19 protein-coding genes are annotated in these 19,861 nt (G+C 71.1%); 15 read left to right on the top strand and 4 right to left on the bottom strand.

From position 1 onward, the window contains the following. The first annotated feature begins 71 nt into the window (after positions 1–71). Positions 72–950 carry a hypothetical protein gene (locus MTF69_RS24695; RefSeq protein ID WP_243337803.1) on the top strand — a complete coding sequence of 293 codons (879 nt, stop codon included), beginning with the start codon at positions 72–74 and terminating at the stop codon, positions 948–950. Further along, on the top strand, positions 950–1,180 hold the full coding sequence (locus MTF69_RS24690; protein ID WP_243337802.1) for a hypothetical protein: 231 nt from the start codon (positions 950–952) through the stop codon (positions 1,178–1,180). Before MTF69_RS24695 ends, MTF69_RS24690 begins: the two co-directional genes overlap by 1 nt. Here the strand turns inward: MTF69_RS24690 and MTF69_RS24685 are convergent. Continuing rightward, the gene (locus MTF69_RS24685; protein ID WP_243337799.1) at positions 1,164–1,865 is read right to left on the bottom strand and encodes a nitroreductase family protein; all 702 of its coding nucleotides are present in this window, start codon (positions 1,863–1,865) and stop codon (positions 1,164–1,166) included. The genes MTF69_RS24690 and MTF69_RS24685 overlap by 17 nt on opposite strands. Positions 1,866–1,994: 129 nt before the next feature. Between MTF69_RS24685 and MTF69_RS24680 the strand changes: the two genes are divergently transcribed. From MTF69_RS24680 to MTF69_RS24670, 3 genes are all read left to right on the top strand, one after another. Next, on the top strand, positions 1,995–2,558 hold the full coding sequence (locus tag MTF69_RS24680; RefSeq protein WP_243337796.1) for an SMI1/KNR4 family protein: 564 nt from the start codon (positions 1,995–1,997) through the stop codon (positions 2,556–2,558). After that, positions 2,537–3,100, top strand: coding sequence for a GNAT family N-acetyltransferase (locus MTF69_RS24675; RefSeq protein WP_374323699.1), 564 nt, complete (start codon positions 2,537–2,539; stop codon positions 3,098–3,100). Before MTF69_RS24680 ends, MTF69_RS24675 begins: the two co-directional genes overlap by 22 nt. Positions 3,101–3,345: 245 nt before the next feature. After that, on the top strand, positions 3,346–3,555 hold the full coding sequence (locus MTF69_RS24670; protein ID WP_243337794.1) for a hypothetical protein: 210 nt from the start codon (positions 3,346–3,348) through the stop codon (positions 3,553–3,555). Between the two features lie 126 nt (positions 3,556–3,681). Here MTF69_RS24670 and MTF69_RS24665 read toward each other — a convergent pair whose 3' ends face one another. Further along, complete coding sequence (locus MTF69_RS24665; RefSeq protein ID WP_243337792.1) at positions 3,682–3,861, bottom strand: hypothetical protein; 180 nt, start codon at positions 3,859–3,861, stop codon at positions 3,682–3,684. Between the two features lie 262 nt (positions 3,862–4,123). Here MTF69_RS24665 and MTF69_RS24660 point away from each other — a divergent pair, with 262 nt between their 5' ends. Then, positions 4,124–6,040 (top strand): transposase, encoded by a 1,917-nt coding sequence (locus MTF69_RS24660; RefSeq protein ID WP_243337791.1) that lies wholly within the window; start codon positions 4,124–4,126, stop codon positions 6,038–6,040. Positions 6,041–6,055: 15 nt separating this feature from the next. Here the strand turns inward: MTF69_RS24660 and MTF69_RS24655 are convergent, their stop codons facing one another. Then, positions 6,056–8,086: a phosphocholine-specific phospholipase C gene (locus tag MTF69_RS24655; protein ID WP_243337786.1), complete on the bottom strand. Its 2,031-nt coding sequence runs from the start codon at positions 8,084–8,086 to the stop codon at positions 6,056–6,058. Between the two features lie 750 nt (positions 8,087–8,836). Here MTF69_RS24655 and MTF69_RS42990 point away from each other — a divergent pair. From MTF69_RS42990 to MTF69_RS24640, 4 genes are all read left to right on the top strand, one after another. After that, complete coding sequence (locus MTF69_RS42990; RefSeq protein WP_266904135.1) at positions 8,837–8,971, top strand: hypothetical protein; 135 nt, start codon at positions 8,837–8,839, stop codon at positions 8,969–8,971. A gap of 137 nt (positions 8,972–9,108) precedes the next feature. Next, positions 9,109–10,149 (top strand): 3-isopropylmalate dehydrogenase, encoded by a 1,041-nt coding sequence (locus MTF69_RS24650; protein ID WP_243337785.1) that lies wholly within the window; start codon positions 9,109–9,111, stop codon positions 10,147–10,149. A 232-nt stretch (positions 10,150–10,381) separates the two neighbouring features. After that, positions 10,382–11,470, top strand: a complete 1,089-nt coding sequence (locus MTF69_RS24645; RefSeq protein ID WP_243337784.1) for a branched-chain amino acid aminotransferase — start codon at positions 10,382–10,384, stop codon at positions 11,468–11,470. Between the two features lie 68 nt (positions 11,471–11,538). Next, a complete protein-coding gene (locus MTF69_RS24640) occupies positions 11,539–11,853 on the top strand; it encodes an antibiotic biosynthesis monooxygenase family protein (RefSeq protein WP_243337783.1) in 315 nt (104 codons plus the stop codon). A 72-nt stretch (positions 11,854–11,925) separates the two neighbouring features. On the opposite strand, the gene MTF69_RS24635 is transcribed toward MTF69_RS24640, so the two are convergent. Next, positions 11,926–13,350 carry a cytosine permease gene (locus MTF69_RS24635; protein WP_243337781.1) on the bottom strand — a complete coding sequence of 475 codons (1,425 nt, stop codon included), beginning with the start codon at positions 13,348–13,350 and terminating at the stop codon, positions 11,926–11,928. A gap of 164 nt (positions 13,351–13,514) precedes the next feature. On the opposite strand from MTF69_RS24635, the gene ureA reads away from it, so the two are divergent. The 5 genes from ureA (at position 13,515) to cimA (ending at position 19,756) form a co-directional block, all read left to right on the top strand. Beyond that, complete coding sequence (ureA, locus tag MTF69_RS24630) at positions 13,515–14,228, top strand: urease subunit gamma (protein WP_243337778.1); 714 nt, start codon at positions 13,515–13,517, stop codon at positions 14,226–14,228. Then, positions 14,225–15,958 carry an urease subunit alpha gene (locus MTF69_RS24625; protein ID WP_243337776.1) on the top strand — a complete coding sequence of 578 codons (1,734 nt, stop codon included), beginning with the start codon at positions 14,225–14,227 and terminating at the stop codon, positions 15,956–15,958. The genes ureA and MTF69_RS24625 overlap by 4 nt, the downstream gene beginning before the upstream one ends. Positions 15,959–16,005: 47 nt before the next feature. Then, a complete protein-coding gene (locus MTF69_RS24620) occupies positions 16,006–17,058 on the top strand; it encodes an agmatine/peptidylarginine deiminase (protein ID WP_243337775.1) in 1,053 nt (350 codons plus the stop codon). Positions 17,059–17,090: 32 nt separating this feature from the next. Beyond that, positions 17,091–17,738 (top strand): TetR/AcrR family transcriptional regulator, encoded by a 648-nt coding sequence (locus MTF69_RS24615; RefSeq protein ID WP_243337773.1) that lies wholly within the window; start codon positions 17,091–17,093, stop codon positions 17,736–17,738. A gap of 380 nt (positions 17,739–18,118) precedes the next feature. Next, entirely contained in the window at positions 18,119–19,756 is a 1,638-nt protein-coding gene (gene cimA / locus MTF69_RS24610; RefSeq protein WP_243337771.1) for a citramalate synthase, read from the top strand. The last annotated feature ends 105 nt before the right edge of the window (positions 19,757–19,861 follow it).

Raw genomic sequence — 19,861 nt, 5'->3', positions numbered from 1 at the left:
GGGGTGGGCCGCAGTGCCAGGAGATACGAGACCTCTACGCGTCCGTGCCGGGGCGACGCCCGGGGAGACGTATGTCCAGTCGCACTGACAACCGCCACCGTGTCGCCACCATCTGCCGCCGGGCCACCGGGCTTCCGCACCACGTCTGCACGCGCTGGGCCGCAGAGGGCCTCATCACGAGGGCACAGCCGGTGCCGGACGCCACGGACGCCGGGCGGCGGGCCTTCGAGGCGCAGGTCGCCCTCGTCCTCGCGGACCGGTTGCGCCATGAGCAGGTGGACGGAGCGCTGCTCGGGTTCACCAGGGCGCAGCCGACTCCTGACGGGTTGGTCCTGAGCCTCCACCCGATCACGGCGGACCGTGTCGTCGCGGAGCTGCTCCCGCGGATCGATACGAGGTACGGCGGTATGCGGGGCGTCGCCGGACTGAGGCTGACGGGCGGGCCCGGCCGGTGGCGGCTGGCCGGACTCCTCGGCGACACGCACATCCGGCTGATGCATCCCGATCCGGCATGGATGCCGGTCCTGCCCGACGACCAGCCGGACTTGACATACCTGTGGCGCCGTCGCCCGAGGAGCCTGCACGGGATCGAGGCCGGTCGGCCCCACGACCGCTGGGGCGAGGCGCGTGACTGGCTCCTCAGTCGCCTGCTTCGCAGGACCTCCCTGGTCAACGAAGCCGGCGCGGGACACGGCTGGGCGAACACCTACACCCACGGCAGCCGGGGTGTGGTCATCGAATGGTGCTGCGCCATCAGTACGGATCACATGGCGCGCTGCCTGGTACGCAGCGGCCTCCTGGCCGTTCCGCCGGGCCTGACGGGCGTTGAGGAGCCCGGCCGTGAGGATCTGGCACGGTTCGGGCAGCTCCGTCTCGGGGATGCGCTCGTCACCGTCCGGCAGGCGAGTTGCGCCGAAGAGCGGCCGGTCCTGAAGGGTCGGGTGCGTTGATGCTGACCGCGGCATGTGTGACGGCCGCCGTGCTCGGCGTGGCCAAGGTGGTGCGGGATTGGCTGATCCTGCGGCAGGTGCGGGCCGCCATGGACGCGGGCACGCCCGAGGACCGGGTGCGCATCGGGATGAGGCTGGCCTCGGCCCTGGGCGGCGGACAGGCCGACGCGGTGGCTCCGGGGCCGGACCCGGAGCCACCCGTCGGGGAGGGAGTCACACCTCCACGATGACCTGGTCCAGGGACTTGCGGATCAGGTCCGGGACCTCGCAGTCGTCCGCCGGGTAGCCGACCGGGATGACCGCGAAGGCCTTTTCGTTCTCCGGGCGGTTCAGGACGTGGGAGAGGAAGCGCATCGGGCTCGGCGTGTGGATCAGGGCGGCCAGGCCGGAGAGGTGGAGGGCGGAGAGGAGCATGCCGACCGCGATGCCGACCGACTCGTCCACGTAGTAGTGCTTGTGCTTCGTGCCGTCCTCGCCGAGCCAGTAGCGCTGCTGGAAGACCACGATCAGGGCCGGGGCGTCGGTGAGGTGGGTCTTCACCGCGTCCGTGCCGATGGGGCGCAGGGCCGCCAGCCACTCGTCGCCGAGCCGGCCGTCGTAGGAGAGCTGCTCCTCCTGCTCGGCGGCCGCGCGAATCTGCTTGCGTACGGCCGGGTCCTTGACGAGGACGAAGGTCCACGGCTGCTGGTGCGCACCGGAGGGCGCGGTCGCGGCGCACGCGATGGCGTCCCGGACCACCTGCTGGGGCACCGGGTCGGGGGAGAAGTGGCGTACGGTCCTGCGCTCGTCCATCCGCGTCCGCAACTCGGCGGCGCGCGCGAGGGATTCCCCGCTCGGCATCCGCTCGGGCCGGTAGGGGGCGGAACGGTACGGCTGGCCGTGGATCGGGGTCCACTGCTGGGTATCGGGAGACATGGGGCGAGTCTGCCGAGCCAATGGTCCAGACCGCCAGAGCCGCGTCGGCCCAATCCGGCCGGTGGGTGATATTCGGTGTCCGCATAGCGGGGACCGGTGGCGGGGGAGCCCGCTTGGTACGGTCGCGCCATGGGTGACTGGGACGCGCGAGCCGTACGGGCGAGGCTGCGGCAGATGGCGGCAGAGGACCCGGAGGCCACGCGCCACGGCGCCCACCATCATCGGTACGAGCTGGCTCCGCCGCTTCCCGAGGCCGAGATCGGCGCCTTCGAGGAGGAGCACGGATGTCGGCTGCCCCCGGAGTACCGCTCGTTCGTCGGGCGTGTCGGTGACGGCCCCGCCGGTCCCGCGTACGGGCTGATGCCGCTGGTGACCCCGCACTCGGGGGCCGACGCGGACGGGGCCGCCGAGGGGGAGTGGGAGGACGACCGGCGGCCGGGCCGACTGGGCGCCCCCTGCCCGATGCGGGAGCCCCGGCCGTTCGACGAGGGACAGCGCTTCGACCCGGACGAGGGCCTGACGCTGGGCACGTTCGTGCTCGCCGACCACGGCTGCGGCACGTACTCGCGGCTCGTTCTCAACGGGCTACTGACCGGCCAGGTCTGGTACCTGGACCAGGACTTCGGCAGCTGTACGCCGGCGAGCCCCGACTTCCGCACCTGGTACACCGGATGGCTGGAGGGACGGACGTGAACGGGATCTCGCTGCGGCACACCTCGCAGCTCGGCGATGGGGAGCTGCTGCGGGTGCGGGAGTTGCTCGACGGGGCCTTCGAGGGGGGATTCGGGGGCGAGGACTTCGAGCATGCGCTGGGCGGGATGCACGTGCTGGTGTACGAGGGCGGGGAGCTCGTCGCGCACGGGAGCGTCGTGCAGCGGCGGGTGCTGCATCAGGGCCGGGCGCTGCGCACCGGGTACGTCGAGGCCGTGGCCGTGCGGGCCGACCGGCGCCGGCGCGGGCTCGGCGGCGTGGTGATGGAGGCGGTCGAGGAGGTCGTCGAGCGGGCCTACATGCTCGGGGCGCTCAGCGCCTCCGCGGACGGGGCCCGGCTGTACGCGGGCCGCGGCTGGCGGGTGTGGGGCGGGGAGATCGGGGTGCTCGGGCCCGGCGGACCCGAGCGGCTGCCCGAGGAGGAGGGGTCCACGTACGTGTGGGCGCCGCCCGGCGGTGGGTTGCTGCTCGACCCCACCGCCGGGCCGCTGCGGTTCGACTGGAGGGACGGGGACGTGCTGTAGCGGCTAAGAGATGTTCCGCAATTCGCGGGTAGTCGATTTTGAGGTTGTGGAGGACGGCGACGGCGCGGGTGGTGGAGTTGATCGTGTCGCCGCGTCGGCGGTGCTGGCGCAGTACGCGGTAGTCCTTGATGCGGGCGATGCCGTGTTCGGCCCGTGCCCGGCGCTTGGCGAACGGGCTTGCTCTTGGTCTTGCTGGTGATGATCTCGGGGGCGCTGCGGTAGGCGCCGTCCCCGATGGTCAGCCGGTGTCCGGCGACCTGCTCGGCCATGGTGGCGCGGAAGACGATGATGTCGTTGCGGTTGCCGGTCCAGGCGTCGCCCACGGCGATGACGCGCCGGTCGCGGGCGCGGAAGGTGAACTGGACGTTCACGCTGCGACGGTAGTTCTTGGAGCCTTCGGTCATCGTGTGGTCTTCCACGGGGATGAGGGTGCCGTCCACGACCCACAGCTCTGAGCGGCTGCCGCCGGGCGGTTCGAGGAGCCCGGCGACCAGCGGCGTCATGCGGTCGATGATGCGGTGCACGGTGGCGATGCCGACGCTGAACAGGTCGGCGAGCTGGCGGTGGGTCAGGTTGGTCCGTCAGGCGATGGCCGCGAGGAGTATGCGGTTGTCCAGCAGGAGCGCCCAGGGACGCCCGCGTCCCGGCGTCGGCAGGAGGGCGGCGACGCGGGCGCCCAGGGCGAGGAAGGCTTTGACGGGGAGTCCGGTCCGGTGGGGCAGGGAGCGGGGCCGCAGGCTGTTGGCGTTGATCTTCGACATGAACGGACAGAACGACGCATTAGGTCAGTTACTTCCCGGCCGTGCCGCTGCCTGCTTGGCGTCTTCATATCCAGGGATCGCGAAGGCCGTAGCTCCCATTTCCTTCTTGCTGGAACGGCGTAACCATCCACATGTCGTACCGTAGGGTAGTCATGACGTGACGGGAGGTGATGGTTGTGCGGGCTGGCCAGACGCGGCGGAAGTTCCGGGGTAGAACAAGGCTCCGAAGTGGAAGAAGCCCGACGACGGGATGGTGTCGGTGATGGTGCTGCCGCTGGCTGTCACCGACCCCGCCGACCTGGCCCGCGTGGAGAAGCTGTTCGGCGCGATGTGGTCGATCAGGCGGGCCGTCCAGCGTGATGCCCGTGCCAGGGTCGATGCCTACTGGTCCGCGTTCCACGAGCGCAATGAGGACGGGGCGAAGGCCGTACGCCAGCGCCTCGGCCTGTCCCGCGAGGCGGTGGAGCGGTGCGCGTACAAGCACCTCGAATCGTCGGGGCACTTGAAGCACCACGCCTCGAAGGCCCTGGCGATGCACATGGCCGACGAGGTGTGGAACGGCATACAGCGCCACCTGTTCGCCGACGCCACCGGAAAGCGACACGGCCGCCCGAAGACGGGACGCTGGTACGACTTCACCCACATCCCCGGACGTGCCCGCTCCCACACCGCCGACCGAAAGTGGGAGACCTTCCGCCTGGCCGGCTCGCTGCATGGCCACGTCATGGCCCACACCGACGGCGGCCGGCACACCTTCGCCCAGCCTCGCCATATGCGAGTGCCGGCCGTTGTCCCCACCGGCAACACCACGGGGTCGGGGAAGCCGGGCACCCGCAAGGCCACATGGTGGGACCACACCGGCCCCCTCGCTGTGGTGTTCGCGGGCGGCCCCGACTCCAGCCGGGGTGACCTCGTACTCCCGGTGCGCATCCCGCAGCAGCCCGGCCAGTGGGCGCGCGTCGAACACTTCCTGTCGAATCCCGGCCGCTGGCACAAGGTCGATCTCGTGCGCCGCCGTAAGGCGTCCGCGCCGAGCGGCTGGGTGTACGAGGCGCACCTGATGGTCCTCGGCCCCGGCTACACCGCCCCCGCCGTGCGGCAGATGCGCGAGCAGGCCACCGCCCTGGACCGCATCGGCGGGGTGGACGGCAACGTCTCCAACGTCTCGATCGTCTCGTTCCCCGCCGGCCTGGACCCGGCCGACGGTTCCCCGGCCTCCACCGAGATCACTCTCAGTCCCGAGGAATGGGCGCTTCTGGAGCGGGAGGCGAAGAAGAGGCGCGGCAGGGCACGGGCGCTGGAGCGCTCCCGCCGCGCCACCAACACCGCCCAGTACGGCCTGTCGAAGAAGCAGATCCGACACGCCGAGCGCCGGGCCGCAAAGGGCCTGACGCCCAAGACGGTGACCGTGCCGGGCGGTGCGCGTGATGCCCGGTCGGACGGGGTATCGAAGCAGGCGTTCCGCCGCGACCGGATCTCAGGCGGCTACCGGGAGCTGCGCGCCCGTCAGGCCGAAGCCGCCGCGTCGATGGCGGAGCACCGCCGCCACCGCGCCCGCCAGGTCGCCCGACAGATCATCGCCATCCACGGCCCCGTGCTCGTGGTCGAGGACTGCGACATCCGCACCTGGTACCGACTGTGGGGCAAACACCTCTCCCAGACCACACCCGGCCTGCTGATCTCCGCCCTTGAGCGGGAATGCCAGGCTGCGGGCGGCCGTCTCGTACGGGCCTCCACCTGGTCCACCGCCCTGTCCCAGCACTGCCTGTGCGGCGAGCGCGTCAAGAAGACGCTCCGCGACCGCGAGCACAAGTGCATCGCGTGCGGCCTCGTCGGGAAGCGCGACCTTGTCTCCGCCGCCCTGGCCTCCTTCGTTCGCTTCGCCGACGTGGACGACCCCAAGACCGCGTACCTGGACACCACGGCGTCCCGGCACGCGCAGATCGTTTTCGCACAAGGGTTGGAAGAAGCCCTGCGGGAGTCAACCGCACCGAGCCGGACCACCACGTCTCGTGGTGCCGGTCATGCGGCAGTCCCACGGCAACGCCGTGGAACCTCTGCTCCCCGAACCGCCGGACGGCGGTCCCGAGCGACCCCGGATGAGCCACGCCCCAAGCGTGACCACGCCGGAAAGCCCGGACACCGCCCCGGCTGCAACCCGCAGCTCACCCTCTGGTGAATTGCGGATCAAGTCTTAGCTGCCGCTGATGCTCGGGGCGCCCGTCTCGATGTGGCCCGTGTAGCGGCGCGACCAGGTGCCGTCGGAGTCGGCGAGGACGGTGAAGTCGTACCAGCCGTTGTTGTGGGCGACGGCGTTGAAGTGGTCCTCGCGCGAGGAGTTCGCCGGCACGGTGTACGTCCACGGGCCGTCCGTGCGGTAGGCGTTCGCGCGGATCGTGAAGGTGACCGGGGAGGCGGAGGAGTTGGTCATCTTGAGGTACAGCGCCGTTTTGCCGGTGCCCGGCTCCACCCCGAAGCGGGACGCGGCCTCGATGGACTTGCCCGCCTTCGACGCGTCGCCGATGAAGCGCCGCAGGAAGCGGTTCGGCCCGTACATCGAGATGTCGTACTTGCCGGAGCCGCTGCCCGTGCCGATGTTGAAGTAGTCGGTCGACGTGGCGCCGGCGTCCACCGTGTACTGCCAGGCGGCCGTGTCCCGGTACTGGTGCGGGTGGATCGAGAAGTGCGCCGCCTGCTTCGCCCCGGTGCCCGCGTTCGCCATCGAGAACCAGGCCAGGATCTTGCCGCCCGACCCGAACTCGAAGCGGTCCAGGTTCCCGTTGACCTGGTACGGAAGGGCTCGCGCGGGCCGGGTCCCGGCCTCCTGCGCCGGCTGCGCGTTGTCCTGCGGCACCGGGTTGGAGAGCGGGCCGCAGGTCGCCTGGCCGATGACCTTGGCCGTGGAGGGCAGGCCCGCGGGAACCCCGTAGACCGGGTGCGCGAAGTCGAAGACGCCCGTCAGGTCGCCGGTGACCTTGCGGCGCCACGCGCTGATGTTCGGACAGTTCGCGGGGGTGCCGAGCGCGGCCGTCCACTTCTCCATGAAGCGCAGCACGGAGGTGTGGTCGAAGACCTCGGAGCTCACCCAGCCGCCGCGGGTCCACGGGGACATCACGATCATCGGGACGCGGAAGCCGAGCCCGATCGGGACGCCGTCGATGTACTCGCCGGCGGTGCCGGGCGGGGCGACCGGCGGCGGGACGTGGTCGAAGAAGCCGTCGTTCTCGTCGTAGTTGAGGAAGAGGACGGTGGAGTCGAAGACCTCCGGGTTCGCCGAGAGCGCGCGGTAGACCAGGTCCACGAAGTGCGCGCCGTCGCCGGGCGGGGCGTACGGGTGCTCGGAGAAGGCTTCGTTCGCCACGACCCAGGAGACCTGGGGGAGGGTGCCGGCGACGACGTCCGCGCGGATGGCGGCGGCGATGTCGTCGGGGGTGGAGCCGGTGACCTTGGGGACGGAGCCCATGCCGCGGTCCCACAGGGGGTTGCCGGGGGCGGCGTCCGTGAACTTCTTGAAGTAGGCGAGCCCGTTGTCCCCGTAGTTGTCCTGGGCGTTCTGGTACACCTTCCAGCTCATCCCGGCCCGCTGGAGGGCCTCCGCGTACGTCTCCCAGGTCAGCCCGGACTCCTCGCCGCCGTCCTTGCTGCCCGCGTCGATCTTGCCGCTCCACAGGAAGGTGCGGTTGGGGCCGGTCGCGCTCAGGGTGGAGCAGAAGTAGGCGTCGCAGATGGTGTAGGCGTCGGCGATGCCGTAGTGGAACGGTATGTCGCCGCGGTCGAGGTAGCCGAGGGTGCGGGTGTTGCCGACGCCGGTCACGAAGTTGTCCATGCGGCCCTTGTTCCAGGCCGCGTGCTGCGAGGTCCAGCTGTGCGGGAGGTCGCCGTTGCACTGGGCGAGGGTCTCGCCGTCGACGCCGCCCACCGGCGGGGTGGAGCTGAGCTTCCACGGGTACTGGCGGCCGCCCCAGTTGGGCTGGTTGAACATGCCCCAGCCGCCCGGGATGTTTCCGGCCGCGCGGTCGCCGAAGCCGCGGACACCCTTCAGCTTGCCGAAGTAGTGGTCGAAGCTGCGGTTCTCCTGCATCAGGATCACCACGTGCTTCACGTCGGTGATCGTGCCGGACGCGGTGGCCGCGGCCGCCGAGGTCGGCGCGATCGCGGGCAGGGTCGCCCCTGCCATCAGCCCGGCGCCGATTCCCACGAATCCTCTGCGGCTGATAGGTGTCACTGGCTGCTCGCCTCCAACTCAAGTGCCCCGCTGGCACATTGACGGCAAGCGTGGCGGCAGACGCGCCAAAGGTCTACATCCGTGCGGTAAGAACTCGGTGAACATCCGGGTGGCTGGAATCAGTTGGCCGGCGGAGCGGGCAAACACTCCCGGACCGCCCCTCGGATCGCGCCCCGGAACTCCTCCGCCGGGTGATCAAACCGCTGGACAGGGGTGGTGTGGACGCCGACGCGGCCGTCGCGCGGGTGCCGGAGGGCGGGGGAGAGCGGGCGAGCCGGGGGCCTTCCGGCTTCTCTCGCATATTGGTGTGATCACGAACCAATGCCCCTGCGGGGTCCTCCGGCTTGTCTACGATCCCGGGAGGGCCGGCCGGTCCCGGCCCGGGGTCCGAGGGGCCGGTGAGGCGGGTGGGATGCGTCACTCATCTGGAATGCGCCGACCAGTCACCCAAATGGCTCTGACCAGCTTGTTTCTATCCGAGCGGGCCAAAAGCGGAGGTCACGGCAGGGCCCGTCAGGGGGGTTCCGCGTCTCAGATAGTAGGAAGTCCGAGTAATTGCGGAGACATACAGCGGGAGCTGGCCTACGTTGTAGAAGCCGAACGTCTCGCCGATCCGGCGAATGGCGGTCGAGAGCGCGCGCCCCATGGCAGGCAACCCCTGCCGCGCACCGCTCCCCGCCTCTTCCGGCGCCTTGAAGGAACCCCTCATCCGTGGCCCCGCCACGCCGTGATCTCAAGGAGTCGATCACCATGACGCACACCCCCTCCACCACCGCCCGCCGCGTCCGCCGCTCCGCCGCCGCCGACGCGGACCGCAAGAACGCCGCCGCCGCCCTGCAGCGTGCGCTGGACCGCCGCGACAACGGCGGCTCGACCGGTCACTGACCGCCGCGGAACAGGTCGCCGGCGCCTTCGCGCGCCGGGCCCCCGACCTGCCGCCGAGCGCTCCCGGCCCGTACATATTGCGTCCACATGGTGGACGTAATATGTCTGAGGGATGGGACAAGGAGTACGGTTCCACCATGTCGACCAGCATCAATCTCGCAGTGATCCCCGGTGATGGCATCGGCCAGGAAGTCGTGGCTCAGGGCCTCAAGGTCCTTACCGCGGTCCTGCCCCAGGATGTGAAGCTGGAGACCAAGGAATACGACCTCGGCGCCCAGCGCTGGCACCGCACCGGTGAAACCCTCCCGGACGCGGAGCTCGAGGCCCTCAAGCACCACGACGCGATCCTGCTGGGCGCCATCGGCGACCCCTCGGTCCCGTCGGGCGTCCTGGAGCGCGGTCTGCTGCTGAAGCTCCGCTTCGCCTTCGACCACTTCATCAACCTGCGCCCGTCGAAGCTCTTCCCCAACACGGCCACCCCGCTCGCCGGCCGTCCGGAGATCGACTTCGTCGTGGTCCGCGAGGGCACCGAAGGCCCGTACACCGGCAACGGCGGCAGCCTGCGCACCGGCACCCCGGCCGAGGTGGCCACCGAGGTCAGCCTCAACACGGCCTACGGCGTCGAGCGCGTGGTCCGTGACGCGTACGAGCGTGCCAACGGCCGCCCGCGCAAGAAGCTGACGCTGGTCCACAAGAACAACGTCCTCGTCTACGCCGGCCACCTGTGGAAGAACATCTTCGACAAGGTCGGCCAGGAGTACCCCGAGGTCACCACCGACTACCTGCACGTCGACGCCGCGACGATCTTCTTCGTCACCCAGCCCGACCGCTTCGACGTCATCGTCACGGACAACCTCTTCGGTGACATCCTCACCGACCTGGCCGCCGCCGTGACCGGCGGAATCGGCCTGGCCGCCTCGGGCAACATCAACCCGACCGGCGCCTTCCCGTCCATGTTCGAGCCCGTCCACGGCTCCGCCCCGGACATCGCCGGCACCGGCAAGGCCGACCCGACCGCGACGATCCTCTCGGTCGCCCTCCTGCTGCGCCACCTCGGCTACGAGGCCCAGGCCGCCCGCATCGAGGACGCGGTCTCCGCCGACCTGGCCGAGCGCGACGGCACCTTCCGCTCCACCGACGCGATCGGCGACGCCCTCGCCGCTCGAGTAGCCGGCTGACCCGGTAGCCCCACCTCCAGGAAGCCGCCGGGTCGCGACCACCGCACCCGGCGGCTTTTCCTGTGCGGCCCCGGGTGCCACCATCTCCCCTGGGCCGCATTCACCCCGGTTCACCGAAGTCCCCCTCGCGCGCGATAATCGAACGCGAGGCCGTGGAATACGGGGAAGCTCGGACGTCCTAGTACGCCGTGAGCGCGGTCCGCCCTACAAAACCGGTGAAGGACAAGCACTCATGACGACGACGCCCACGATCGAGCTGAAGCCCTCCTCGAACCCCCTGTCCGCCGCGGAGCGCGACGCGATCCTGGTGAGCCCCGGCTTCGGCCGCCACTTCACCGACCACATGGTGACGATCAAGTGGACCGAGGGCCGCGGCTGGCACGACGCCGAGCTGGTCCCGTACGCGCCGCTGTCCATGGACCCGGCGAACATGACCCTGCACTACGCGCAGACGATCTTCGAGGGGCTCAAGGCCTACAAGCAGCCCGACGGCACCGTCGCCACCTTCCGTCCGCAGGCCAACGCCGAGCGCTTCCAGTCCTCCGCCCGCCGGATGGCGATGCCGGAGCTGCCGGCCGAGCTGTTCATCGCCGCCTGTGACGCGCTCATCAAGCAGGACCGCGCCTGGGTGCCGGACTCCGGCGAGGCCTCGCTCTACCTGCGGCCCTTCATGTTCGCCACCGAGGTCGGCCTCGGCGTCCGCCCGGCCAACGAGTTCCTCTTCATCGTCATCGCCTCCCCGGCCGGCGCGTACTTCCCCGGGGGCGTCAAGCCCGTCTCCGTCTGGCTCTCCGAGGAGTACGTCCGCGCCGCCAAGGGCGGCACCGGCGCAGCCAAGACCGGCGGCAACTACGCCGCCTCGCTCGTCGCGCAGGCCCAGGCCGCCGAGCACGGCTGCGACCAGGTGGTCTGGCTCGACGCCGTCGAGCACCGCTGGATCGAAGAGATGGGCGGGATGAACCTGTACTTCGTGTACGGCGACCGGATCGTCACCCCCGAGCTCACCGGCTCGCTCCTCCCCGGCATCACCCGCGACTCCCTCCTCACCATCGCCCGCGACCTCGGCTACACCGCCGAGGAGGGCCGCATCACCACCGAGGACTGGAAGCGCGACAACGAGAACGGCACCCTGACCGAGGTCTTCGCCTGCGGCACCGCCGCCGTGATCACCCCGGTCGGCTCCGTCAAGTCGGAGCGCGCCAACTGGACCCAGGGCGACGGCGAGCCCGGCGAGGTCACCATGAAGCTCCGCAAGGCCCTCCTGGACCTCCAGACCGGCCACAAGGCCGACACCCACGGCTGGATGCACCAGCTCGGCTGACCCGAGGGTGACCGCCTGGTACGGGCCTAGTCTGGACAGGGGGACGACCCGTACCGAGGTGGTGTGCGATGTCCAGCGCGAGCAAGTTCTGGGCCTCCGGTGCCTGGCAGGTCTCCGAAGGCAGGGAAGACGAGTTCGAGACCAGGTGGGAAGCCTTCCTGGTGTGGACCAGGGAAGCGAACGAGGGGTTCCTCTTCGCCCGCCTGATCCGCGATCTGAGCAGCCCCGGCCACTACGTGTCCTTCGCCTCCTGGAGCGACGCGGAGGCCATGAAGGGCTGGCAGGAGAAGCCCGAGTTCGCCGAGCACTTCGGCGGCTGCCGCGAGCTGTGCGACGACATGCAGGGCGGCGGCTTCGCTCTGGCGCGGGCGGTGGACGCGTAGCCGCGTGAGTACGTACGAAGGCCCGCGCCCCGGGAGATCCTGGGGCGCGGGCCTTCGCACGTACGGGGTGGCTCAGGCGGCCACGGGCTCCTCGGCGGCTTCGGCGGGCGCCGGGGCGGGGGCCGTGCGGGCGGTCAGGGCCGCGTAGACCAGGCCGCCGGTCAGGCCGGAGAGCACGAAGGAACAGTCCACGCCGCCGGTGAATGCCAGCAGCGGGCCCTCGTAGAACGGGGTGGTCACGGCGAGCAGGCCGACGCCCGCGCCGACGGCCCAGGAGAGGGTGGCCGGGATGTTCCAGCCGCCGCGGAACCAGTAGATCCCGCCCTTGGCGCGGCGGTTGAACACCTGGAGGGCATCGGCGTCGTAGCGGCCGCGGCAGCGGACGTAGCCGATGAGGGTGATCACGGCCCACGGGGTGCCGATCGCGGTCAGCAGCAGGACGAACGAGGTCATCGCGGCCTGGACGTCCCACGAGAAGGAGCCGACGAACACGAACGCGGTGGCCACGGCCGCGGCGATCACGGTGGACGTGGTCCGGGTGGCCTTGGGGACGATGGCGTCGAGGTCGAGGCCCATGGAGTAGAGCATCAGCCCGGCGTTGCCGACCGATCCGGCCGCCGCGGCGACGAGCAGCGGAACCAGGTACCAGAACGGCGCGGCGTCGACCAGCGGACCGGCGTACTCGGCGCCGGCCCGGGCGGCGAGCGCGGTGTAGGTGCCGAAGAGCTGCGGGATCAGCAGCCCGACGAGCAGGCCGAGCCCGGTGGACCAGAGCACCTTGCGGGAGCTGTGCCTGCGCGGGGAGACGTAGCGGGTGTAGTCGCCGAGCAGGGTGATGAAGGCGACGGGCCCGCTGAGGCCGGCCGCGACGGCGGCGAGCAGCCAGGTCGGCCAGAAGGAGCCGAGCAGGTACGCGGTGTCCGGCGGGGCCGCGGCGGTGAAGTCGGGGGCGTAGGCGAACACGCCGGCGGCCAGCAGCAGCACCATGCCGATGGAGAGCACCTTGCTCATGCGCAGCAGCAGCCGGTAGCCGAAGACGGCCGCGACGACGGTGCACGCGGCGAGCGCGCCGTACATCGCGGCCCGGGAGAGGCCGGTGTCCGGCAGCCCGGTGAGCCGGGACAGGGCGCCGACCATCACGTCGCCGCCTATCCACAGGGTCAGCGCGGTGTAGCCGAGCGAGAGCAGCAGGCCGACCACCGAGCCGACGAGCCGGCCGCGGACGCCGAACTGGGCGCCGCTGGAGGTGGAGAGATTGGTCCCCGTGCGAAGGGAGACGAGCGCCAGCGGCGCGGTGAAGGCGATGCCGACGAGGGTGCCGGTCACGATGGCGGTGACCGACGGCCACAGACCCAGTCCGAAGGACGGGGGCAGCCAGCCGAAGACGATCACACCGAGGCAGAGGTTGGAGCCGAGGAGGATCGAGATCAGGTCACGGGGACCGCTCGTCCTCTCCTCCTCCGGGATGGTGTCGACTCCGCGCTGTTCGATGGGCATGGGGGGACTCCCTTGGCAGGGCGGGGGGTGGCAATGCTGTGTGTGCATGTTTGAGCGACACTCAATGTGACCTAAGCCCTGGTCTCAGGTCAATGCTTCATTGCAGGGAAATGAAGAGTTAGAGTGATGCTCTAACCCATCGACTCAAAGGGTGGTGGATCGGCGTGCGGCTGACCCCTACGGAGCGCGACCGGCTGCTTCTCCGCAGCGCTGCGGAACTGGCCAGGGCCCGACGGGCCCGCGGACTCAAACTCAACGTCCCGGAGGCCACCGCGCTCATCGCGGACACGGTCTGCGAGGCCGCGCGTGACGGCAAGCGGCTGGCGGAGGCCATCGAGGAGGCCCGCTCCGTGCTGGGCCCCGCCGACGTGCTGCCCGGCGTCAGCGACGTGGTCACCGAGGTGCACGTGGAGGCCGTCTTCGACGACGGATCCCGTCTCGCGGTGGTCTCGTCCCCGATCCGGGGCGCCGTCGGCCTGGGCGAGGACGCCCCGGGCGCGGTCGTACCCGGCCCCGGAGCGCCCCAGCCGGAGCCGGCCGTCCACCTGCACGTGCGCAACACCGCCGCGGTGCCGGTGAGCGTCACCTCCCACTTCCACTTCTTCGAGGCCAACCCGCGCCTCGACTTCGACCGCGCGGTGGCGTACGGCATGCGCCTGTGCGTGCCGGCGGGCTCGTCCGTACGGTTCGACCCGCACGGCGAGGGCGAGGTCGGCCTCGTCCCCATCGGCGGGGACCGCGTCGCGATCGGCTTCGCGGGGCTGGTCGACGGACCGCTGGACGCCCCGGGCGCCAAGGCCGAAGCCCTGCGCCGCGCGGCCGCCTGCGGCTACCTCGGCACAGATGCCACCGACGCCACGGACGGAGACCAGGCGTGAGCAAGCAGACCAGGCACAGTGACCACTGCGCACCCGGCAGCCGGCACATCGACCCGCACGAGTACGCCTCCGTCTTCGGCCCCCGGGCCGGGGACCGGGTCCGGCTCGGTGACTCCGGGCTGACCGTCCGGGTGGAGTCCGACTCCCAGAAGCCCGGTGACGAGTTCCTGGCCGGTTTCGGCAAGACGGCCCGCGACGGACTGCACCTGAAGGCCGCCGCCGTCCGCGACACCTGCGACGTGGTGATCAGCAACGTGCTGGTCATCGACGCCGTCCTCGGCATCCGCAAGGTCTCCATCGGCATCCGCGAAGGGCGGATCCACGCGATCGGCCGGGCCGGCAACCCCGACACCCTCGACGGCGTGGACGTCGTGGTCGGCACGGGGACGAGCATCGTCTCCGGCGAAGGCATGATCGCCACCGCCGGCGCCGTCGACACGCACGTGCACCTGCTCTCCCCGCGCATCATGGAGGCCTCGCTCGCCGCGGGCGTCACCACGATCATCGGCCAGGAGTTCGGCCCGGTCTGGGGCGTCGGGGTCAACTCCCCGTGGGCGCTGAAGCACGCCTTCAACGCCTTCGACGCCTGGCCCGTCAACATCGGCTTCCTGGCCCGCGGTTCCTCCTCGGACCCGGCCCCGCTGATCGAGGCCCTCGCCGAGGGCGGCGCCTCCGGCTTCAAGGTCCACGAGGACATGGGCGCGCACACCCGCGCCCTGGACACCGCCCTGCGGGTCGCCGAGGAGTACGACGTACAAGTCGCCCTGCACAGCGACGGCCTCAACGAGTGCCTGTCCGTCGAGGACACCCTGCGGGTGCTCGACGGCCGGACCATCCACGCCTTCCACATCGAGGGCTGCGGCGGCGGCCACGTCCCCAACGTCCTGAAGATGGCGGGCGTGCCGAACGTCATCGGCTCCTCCACCAATCCGACCCTGCCCTTCGGCCGGGACGCGGTCGCCGAGCACTACGGGATGATCGTCTCCGTCCACGACCTCAAGCCGGACCTCCCCGGCGACGCCGCCATGGCCCGCGACCGGATCCGCGCGGGCACGATGGGGGCCGAGGACGTCCTGCACGACCTCGGCGCGATCGGCATCACCTCTTCCGACGCGCAGGGCATGGGCCGCGCGGGCGAGACCATCCGGCGCACCTTCGCCATGGCCGCCAAGATGAAGGGCGAGCTCGGCCCGCTGGCCGGCGACGGCGAGGGCGACGACAACGCCCGCGTGCTGCGCTACATGGCCAAGCTGACCATCAACCCGGCCATCGCCCACGGCCTGGCCCACGAGATCGGCTCCATCGAGGTCGGCAAGCTCGCCGACATCGTGCTGTGGCGCCCCCAGTTCTTCGGCGCCAAGCCGCAGCTGGTCCTCAAGTCCGGCTTCCCGGCGTACGGGGTCACCGGCGACCCCAACGCCGCCACCGACACCTGCGAACCGCTGGTCCTCGGCCCGCAGTTCGGCTCGTACGGCGCCACCGCGGCCGACATCTCCGTCGCCTTCGTCTCGGCCGCCGCGGCGGCGCTGGGCAGCGACGAGATGCCGACCCGCAGGCGCCGCGTCGCCGTCCGCGGCACCCGGGGCATCGGCCCCGGGAACCTGCTCCTCAACTCCCGGGTGGGCGCGGTCGATGTGGACGCGCGCAGCGGACTCGTCTCCCTCGACGGGGAACCGCTGCGCTCCGAAGCCGCCGAATCGGTCTCCCTCAACCGCCTGTACTTCTTGTAAATCAGCACAGTCTGCAAGCCAGCACAGTCTCTAAGGACCTCCCTGCCATGACCGACACCACGCCCGTGAACGCCGGATTCCGGATGCCCGCAGAGTGGACGCCCCACGAGCGCACCTGGATGGCCTGGCCCAGCCCCAACCCCACCTTCACCAACGAGCAGGAGCTCGCCGAAGCCCGCGAGGCCTGGGGCGCCGTGGCCCGCGCGGTCCGCTCGTACGAGCCGGTGACCCTCGTCGTCTCGCCCGGTGACGCCGACAGCGCCCGCGCCGGAGCGGGAGGGGCCGCCGGCCATGAACTGGTGCTGGTCGAGCGCGAGCTCGACGACGCCTGGATGCGCGACATCGGCCCGACCTTCGTCACCAACGACGCCGGCGAGCTGGCCGCCGTCGACTGGACCTTCAACGGCTGGGGCGCCCAGGACTGGGCCCGCTGGGACCACGACTCGAAGATCGCCCGGGAGATCTCCGGCCTCGTCGGGACCCGCACCTACAGCACCGCACTGGTCAACGAGGGCGGCGCCATCCACGTGGACGGAGAGGGCACCGTGCTCCTCACCGACACCGTGCAGCTCGGCAAGGGCCGCAACCCCGACTGGACCCGCGAGCAGGTCGAGGCCGAGATCCACGCCCACCTGGGCACCACCAAGGCGATCTGGCTCCCGTACGGCCTGGCCGGCGACTACGGTACCTACGGCACCCAGGGCCACGTGGACATCGTCGCCGCCTTCGCCCGGCCCGGCGTGGTCATGGTCCACAGCCAGCCCGACCCGGCCCACCCGGACCACGAGCGCGGCAAGACCATCGCCGCCATCCTGCGCGCGTCCACCGACGCGCAGGGGCGGCAGCTGGAGGTCGTGGAGATCCCGGCGCCGACCGTGCTGGAAGAGGACGGGGAGTGGGTCGACTACTCCTACATCAACCACTACCTGTGCAACGGCGGCGTGGTCCTGTGCGCCTTCGACGACCCGCGGGACGAGGAGGCGGCCGAGATCTTCCGCGGTCTGTTCCCGGGGCGGACCGTGACGCTCGTCGACGCACGTACGATTTTCGCCGGGGGTGGCGGTATCCACTGCATCACCCAGCAGCAGCCGAAGGTCTGACCCCGAGAGGGCGGCCGGACGAGGAGTGGGTCATGGTGGCGGGTGAGGTACGTGCCGCGCGCAAGAACGCGCCGCCGCGCGAGGACGTACTGGTCGCCGCCATGGCCACCATCGCCGAACGCGGTCTCGACGGCCTGACCATGGCCGGCCTGGGCCGCCAGGTCGGCATGAGCAGCGGCCACCTCCTCTACTACTTCCGCACCAAGGACGAGCTCCTGCTGCAGACCCTGGAGTGGAGCGAGGCGGCGCTCGGCACCCGGCGCCGGGCCCTGCTGTCCCGCCGCGGCCCGGCCCTGGAGCGCCTGCGGGCGTACGTGGACCTGTACGTGCCCGAGGGCGCCCGGGATCCGCACTGGACGCTGTGGCTGGAGGTCTGGAACCGCTCGCAGAACGCGGGACCGGGGGAGCGGGACCGCCAGGGGGCCATCGAGGGCGCCTGGCACCGCGACCTGGTGGCCCTGCTCGCCGAGGGCATCTCGCGCGGAGAGTTCCGCCCGGTCGACCCGGACCGGTTCGCGGCCCGGCTGCGGGCCCTGCTCGACGGGTTCAGCATCCAGGTCGCGGTCGGCCTGCCCGGGATAGGGCGGGGCGACATCCTCGACCACGTCGGCGAGTTCCTCAGCGAGGCGCTGACCCCGCATGGCGATTCCAGCCCCGCAGGGGGCACCTCCCAGCGGTAGCTGGGGGAGTTTGAGGCGCGGGGTCCGGGGCGGAGCCCCGGCAACGGAGCCGCACCAGGCCGGACGGGGCGTGCCCGCATGCTGAGATCCCCGTCCATCCGCGGCATGCGGTATGGCAGACTGCCGACGTGCCTGCTCAGCTCATGATTATGGACAGCAGCGCGCCGGTCCCCAGTGGCCGCTGAGCCGCGGAAGAACTTCGCGGAGGCGGCCACCGTGCCCCAGACCCGCGCGCAGACCTCTCGCACCCGCGAGAGGTTTTTTCGTTTTCCGGCCACGAACATGCCGGGATCGGGCAGCGCGCGATGATGGGGGCAGTGGCGTCGGCCTGCCCGAGGGCGGGCATCCGGAACCACCCATCCGACAGGAGTCAGATCAGCATGACGACGACAGAGGCGACCGAGCCGACTGCGCCGGCTTCGGGCCCCGGCCCCGATGACGGGTTCCACGTCTTCGACACGACCCTGCGCGACGGTGCCCAGCGTGAGGGCATCAACCTCACGGTCGCGGACAAGCTGACGATCGCCCGGCACCTGGACGACTTCGGGGTGGGGTTCATCGAGGGCGGCTGGCCCGGCGCCAACCCCCGCGACACGGAGTTCTTCTCCCGCGCCCGCGCGGAGATCGACTTCAAGCACGCCCAGCTCGTCGCCTTCGGCGCGACCCGCAGGGCGGGCGGCTCGGCCGCCACCGACCCGCAGGTCCGCGCCCTGCTGGAATCCGGCGCCCCGGTGATCACCCTGGTCGCCAAGTCCCACGACCGGCACGTCGAGCTGGCGCTGCGCACCACCCTCGACGAGAACCTGGAGATGGTCCGCGACACCGTCGCCCACCTGGTCTCCCAGGGCCGCCGGGTCTTCGTCGACTGCGAGCACTTCTTCGACGGCTACCGGGCCAACGCCGAGTACGCGAAGTCCGTCGTACGCGCCGCGTACGAGGCCGGCGCCGACGTCGTGGTCCTCTGCGACACCAACGGCGGCATGCTGCCCGCGCAGATCACCGCGACCGTGGCGACCGTACTGGCCGACACCGGCGCGCGCCTCGGCATCCACGCCCAGGACGACACCGGCTGCGCCGTCGCCAACACGCTGGCCGCCGTGGACGCCGGCGCCACGCACGTGCAGTGCACCGCGAACGGCTACGGCGAGCGCGTCGGCAACGCCAACCTCTTCCCGGTCGTCGCCGCGCTGGAGATCAAGTACGGCCGTACGGTCCTCCCGGCGGGCGCCCTGGCCGAGATGACCCGGATCTCGCACGCCATCGCCGAGGTCGTCAACCTCACCCCCTCCACGCACCAGCCCTACGTCGGCGTCTCCGCCTTCGCGCACAAGGCGGGCCTGCACGCCTCGGCCATCAAGGTCGACCCGGACCTGTACCAGCACATCGACCCCGCGCGGGTCGGCAACACCATGCGGATGCTCGTCTCCGACATGGCCGGCCGGGCCTCCATCGAGCTCAAGGGCAAGGAGCTCGGCGTCGACCTCGGCGGGGACCGCGCGCTGGTCTCCCGGGTGGTGGAGCGGGTCAAGGAGCGGGAGCTCCAGGGCTACACGTACGAGGCCGCCGACGCCTCCTTCGAGCTGCTGCTGCGCGCCGAGGCCGAGGGCCGGGCGCGCAAGTACTTCCGCATCGAGTCCTGGCGGGCCATCGTCGAGGACCGCCCCGACGGCACGCACGCCAACGAGGCCACGGTGAAGCTGTGGGCCAAGGGCGAGCGGATCGTCGCGACGGCGGAGGGCAACGGCCCGGTCAACGCGCTGGACCGCGCGCTGCGGGTCGCCCTGGAGCGCTTCTACCCCCAGCTCGCCAAGTTCGAGCTGATCGACTACAAGGTCCGCATCCTGGAGGGCGCACACGGCACGTCGTCCACGACCCGGGTCCTGGTCACCACGACGGACGGCGCCCGCGAGTGGAACACGGTCGGCGTCGCCCCGAACGTCATCGCAGCCTCCTGGCAGGCCCTGGAGGACGCCTTCACCTACGGACTCCTCCACGCGGGCGTCGAGCCGGCGGAGTAGCCGGGCGACGCGCCGTCCCGCCGTGCCCCGGCGGGGTGGGACGGCGCGGTGAGGCCGTGGGCGCGGCCGTGGGGTGAGGCGGCCGGCCGCCGACCGTGGGCCTTT

This window comes from Streptomyces sp. AP-93, assembly GCF_022808175.1.
Classification (GTDB): Bacteria; Actinomycetota; Actinomycetes; order Streptomycetales; family Streptomycetaceae; genus Streptomyces.
The sequence above is the reverse complement of the archived record's forward strand: the minus strand, read 5'-3'. Positions and strand labels throughout refer to the sequence as shown.

Excerpts from the sequence above, each read along its gene's own strand:
- MTF69_RS24690 (WP_243337802.1), top strand. The coding sequence starts at position 950 with ATGCTGACCGCGGCATGTGTGACGGCCGCCGTGCTCGGCGTGGCCAAG.
- MTF69_RS42990 (WP_266904135.1), top strand. The coding sequence starts at position 8,837 with ATGACGCACACCCCCTCCACCACCGCCCGCCGCGTCCGCCGCTCCGCC.
- cimA (WP_243337771.1), top strand. The coding sequence starts at position 18,119 with ATGACGACGACAGAGGCGACCGAGCCGACTGCGCCGGCTTCGGGCCCC.
- MTF69_RS24685 (WP_243337799.1), bottom strand. The coding sequence starts at position 1,865 with ATGTCTCCCGATACCCAGCAGTGGACCCCGATCCACGGCCAGCCGTAC.
- MTF69_RS24675 (WP_374323699.1), top strand. The coding sequence starts at position 2,537 with ATGGCTGGAGGGACGGACGTGAACGGGATCTCGCTGCGGCACACCTCG.
- MTF69_RS24695 (WP_243337803.1), top strand. The coding sequence starts at position 72 with ATGTCCAGTCGCACTGACAACCGCCACCGTGTCGCCACCATCTGCCGC.
- MTF69_RS24650 (WP_243337785.1), top strand. The coding sequence starts at position 9,109 with ATGTCGACCAGCATCAATCTCGCAGTGATCCCCGGTGATGGCATCGGC.
- MTF69_RS24635 (WP_243337781.1), bottom strand. The coding sequence starts at position 13,350 with ATGCCCATCGAACAGCGCGGAGTCGACACCATCCCGGAGGAGGAGAGG.
- MTF69_RS24660 (WP_243337791.1), top strand. The coding sequence starts at position 4,124 with ATGGTGCTGCCGCTGGCTGTCACCGACCCCGCCGACCTGGCCCGCGTG.
- MTF69_RS24620 (WP_243337775.1), top strand. The coding sequence starts at position 16,006 with ATGACCGACACCACGCCCGTGAACGCCGGATTCCGGATGCCCGCAGAG.
- MTF69_RS24680 (WP_243337796.1), top strand. The coding sequence starts at position 1,995 with ATGGGTGACTGGGACGCGCGAGCCGTACGGGCGAGGCTGCGGCAGATG.
- MTF69_RS24665 (WP_243337792.1), bottom strand. The coding sequence starts at position 3,861 with ATGTCGAAGATCAACGCCAACAGCCTGCGGCCCCGCTCCCTGCCCCAC.
- MTF69_RS24640 (WP_243337783.1), top strand. The coding sequence starts at position 11,539 with ATGTCCAGCGCGAGCAAGTTCTGGGCCTCCGGTGCCTGGCAGGTCTCC.
- MTF69_RS24615 (WP_243337773.1), top strand. The coding sequence starts at position 17,091 with ATGGTGGCGGGTGAGGTACGTGCCGCGCGCAAGAACGCGCCGCCGCGC.
- MTF69_RS24645 (WP_243337784.1), top strand. The coding sequence starts at position 10,382 with ATGACGACGACGCCCACGATCGAGCTGAAGCCCTCCTCGAACCCCCTG.